Source organism: Kytococcus sp. HMSC28H12, assembly GCF_001816045.1.
Lineage (GTDB): Bacteria > Actinomycetota > Actinomycetes > Actinomycetales > Dermatophilaceae > Kytococcus > Kytococcus schroeteri.
Genome location: NZ_KV824405.1, coordinates 1 through 3,044, shown reverse-complemented (window position 1 = coordinate 3,044; position 3,044 = coordinate 1). Strand labels below are relative to the sequence as shown.

General features: G+C 73.1%; 2 protein-coding genes. Both read right to left on the bottom strand.

From position 1 onward, the window contains the following. Positions 1-69: 69 nt before the first annotated feature. Positions 70-1,566: a sugar porter family MFS transporter gene (locus tag HMPREF3099_RS05220; protein ID WP_083323515.1), complete on the bottom strand. Its 1,497-nt coding sequence runs from the start codon at positions 1,564-1,566 to the stop codon at positions 70-72. A 72-nt stretch (positions 1,567-1,638) separates the two neighbouring features. Beyond that, the coding region (locus HMPREF3099_RS05215; protein WP_168168445.1) for a DEAD/DEAH box helicase at positions 1,639-3,044 on the bottom strand (1,406 nt) is incomplete at its 5' end.

The window sequence follows — 3,044 nt, the reverse complement described above, 5'->3', positions numbered from 1 at the left end:
GGCCCCACCGCGACGTCGCGGTGGGGCCCCATCGTTGCCAATCCGTGACCTGGCCACGGGGCGTGCGCGTCAGGCGCGGGCGGGCACGGCGTCGATGGCCTCCTCGCCCATGTCCTCCAGCTCCTTGCCGTTGGTCTCCTGCACGTAGCGCCACACGAACAGCAGCGAGAGCAGGGCGAACGCGGCGTACAGGCCGTAGGCCAGGGTGAGCGACACCTCGGCCAGGCGCGGGAAGCTCATGGTGATGGCGAAGTTGGCCAGCCACTGCGCGGCGGCGGCCACCCCGAGGGCCAGGGAGCGGATCTTGTTGGGGAACATCTCGCCCAGCAGCACCCACACCACCGGGCCCCAGGTGATGCCGAAGGCCACGATGAACAGGTTGGCCGCCACCAGGGCGATGACGCCCCACGGCTCGGGCAGGGAGACGGTGTGCGTCTCACCCGAGCCGCTCACCACGGCTTGGGAGAACGCCACCGCCATCGTGGCCAGGGAGAGGAACATGCCCGCCGAACCGGCCAGCAGCATCGGGCGGCGGCCCACGCGGTCCACCAGCAGGATGGCCACGATGGTCACCGCGATGTTGGTGACCGAGGTGCCCACGTTGATGAGCAGGGCCTGCGACTCCTCGAAGCCGACGGCCTGCCACAGGGTGGAACCGAAGTAGAAGATGACGTTGATGCCGACGAACTGCTGGAAGACGCTCAGCAGGATGCCCACCCAGACGATGGGCTTGAGGCCGGCCGCGGCGCCCTTGAGGTCGGACAGCGACTGGCGCTCCTCGAGGTTGAGGGTGCGCTGGATGTCGGCCACCTTCTCCTCCACCTCGGCCTCGGGGGTGCCGATGACGTCGATGAGCAGGCGGCGGGCCTTCTCCACCTGGCCCTTGCCCACCATGTAGCGGGGGGACTCGGGGATGCTCAGGGCGAGCACGCCGTAGACCACGGCCGGCACCACGCCGGAGAGGAACATCCAGCGCCAGGCCTCGAGGCCGAACCACAGGTCCTGCGCGGCGCCGCCGGCCAGCTCGGCCAGCCAGGCGTCCACCAGCAGGGCGGCGAACAGGCCGATGACGATGGCCAGCTGCTGCAGCGAGCCGAGCTTGCCGCGGATGCGGGCCGGGGAGATCTCGGCGATGTACGCCGGGGCCAGCACGGAGGCCATGCCGATGCCGGCACCGCCGACGAAGCGCCAGGCCATGAGGTCCCACTCCGAGACGGTGAGGAAGCAGCCCAGCGAGGAGGCGGTGAACAGCACGGCGGCCACGACCATGGCGCGGGTGCGGCCGATGCGGTCGGAGACGGTGCCGGCGAACCAGGCACCCACCATCGCGCCGAGGAGGGCGATGGCCACGGTGAAGCCGATGAGGGAGGACGACAGGCCGAAGCGGTGCTGGATGGCGTTGACGCCACCGTTGATGACGGCGGAGTCGAAGCCGAACAGGAAGCCGCCGAGCGCGGCGACGAGGGCGAGCATGACCACCTGCGAGCCGGACTCGGCGGCGGTGCCGGGCAGGCGGCTGGCCGGCGAGGCGCCGGAGGTGGAGGGGTGGAGCGGTTCAGTGGGCATCGGAGAAGTGTGCGGCCCCCGGGGGTCTGCGCGCCAATCCCGCTCGACCGCGCGGGGGCTCAACGGCCTCCCTCAGCCGGTGGATTCGGCGGTGAGCTCCAGGAAGGCGCCCAGGGTGAGCAGGTCGTGCGGCGAGGCCGGCGCGATGTCGGTGAGCGCCGCCGAGCGCACCACGTACGCGGCCACCTGTCCGCGGGAGACGGCCACGTTGAGGCGGTGCACGTCGAACAGGAAGGCCATGCCGCGCGAGACCCGGTCGCGGGCCGATGCGGTCATGGAGAGCACCACCACCGGGGCCTCCTGGCCCTGGAAGGCGTCCACGGTGCCCACGGCCACCTCGCCCAGACCGGCCCGCTCCAGGGTGGTGCGCAGCAGGGCGACCTGCGCGTTGTACGGCGCCACCACCAGCACGTCGGCCTCGGTGAGGGGGCGCTGCTGCTCGCCGGCCGGCAGGTTCTCGTCGGTGAGCGTGCGGCCCAGCAGGTCCTGCACGACCCGCAGCACCTCGTCGGCCTCCTCGGGGCTGGCCACGGCGTTGTCCTGGTGGTCCACCACGCGCACGTGCAGGCCGGGGGTCACCCCCTCGATGCGGCGGCCGGCGGTCACCTGCTCGTGGGAGCGCAGCCGGCCGTCGTAGGCCAGGGCGGAGACGCGGCGGGTGAGCTCGGGGTGCATGCGCCAGGTGGTGTCCAGGAAGTAGCCGAACCGCTCGGGCAGCACGTGCTCGGAGCCGATGAGCCAGCCGAGCGCGGAGTCGTCGAGCGGCTCGGGGTGGATGCCCTGGGAGACCTGCGGCAGCTGCTGCGGGTCGCCGAGCAGCAGGAGGTTGCGGGCGGCCCGGCTGGCGGCCAGCAGCGGCGCCAGGGAGAACTGGCCGGCCTCGTCCACCACCAGCAGGTCCAGTCCCTCGGCATCCAGGGCGGGGTTGGCGAAGGTCCACGCCGTGCCGCCCACCACGAACCCGTGGCCGGCGGCGGTCTGCTCCTCCACCCACGCCGCGGGCTGCCCGGAGCCCTTGATACGGGTGAACGCGGCCTGCGCGTTCTCCGGCCGGGCCTGCTTGCCCACGCGCACGTCGGGCACCCCGGCGCGCACGCAGGCGGCCAGGAAGTTCTCCACCGCGGCGTGCGACTGCGCCACCACGCCCACGCGCCACCCGCGGGCCACCAGGGCGGCCACCACGCGGGAGCCCAGGTAGGTCTTGCCGGTGCCGGGCGGGCCCTGCACGGCCAGGTAGCTGTTCTGCAGCATCTGCACCGCGGCGGTCACGGCGTCGACGGGCGTCTCGATGCCGGGGTCGCCCACCTGCGGCAGCAGGGTGCGCCGGGCATCGGGCCCGGGTGTCGTGTCGCTGCCGGTGTCGCCACCGGGGCCGTCCTCGCCGGTCGGGGCCTCCCCGTCGATCCGCGGTGCGCGGCGGGCCAGCACGTCGAGCCCGGCGGTGGCCGGCAGCACGCCGGAGAGCGCCATCAGCCACA

Bases quoted from the DNA above. Each gene is read 5' to 3' on its own strand.
- HMPREF3099_RS05220 (WP_083323515.1), bottom strand. From the start codon at position 1,566: ATGCCCACTGAACCGCTCCACCCCTCCACCTCCGGCGCCTCGCCGGCC.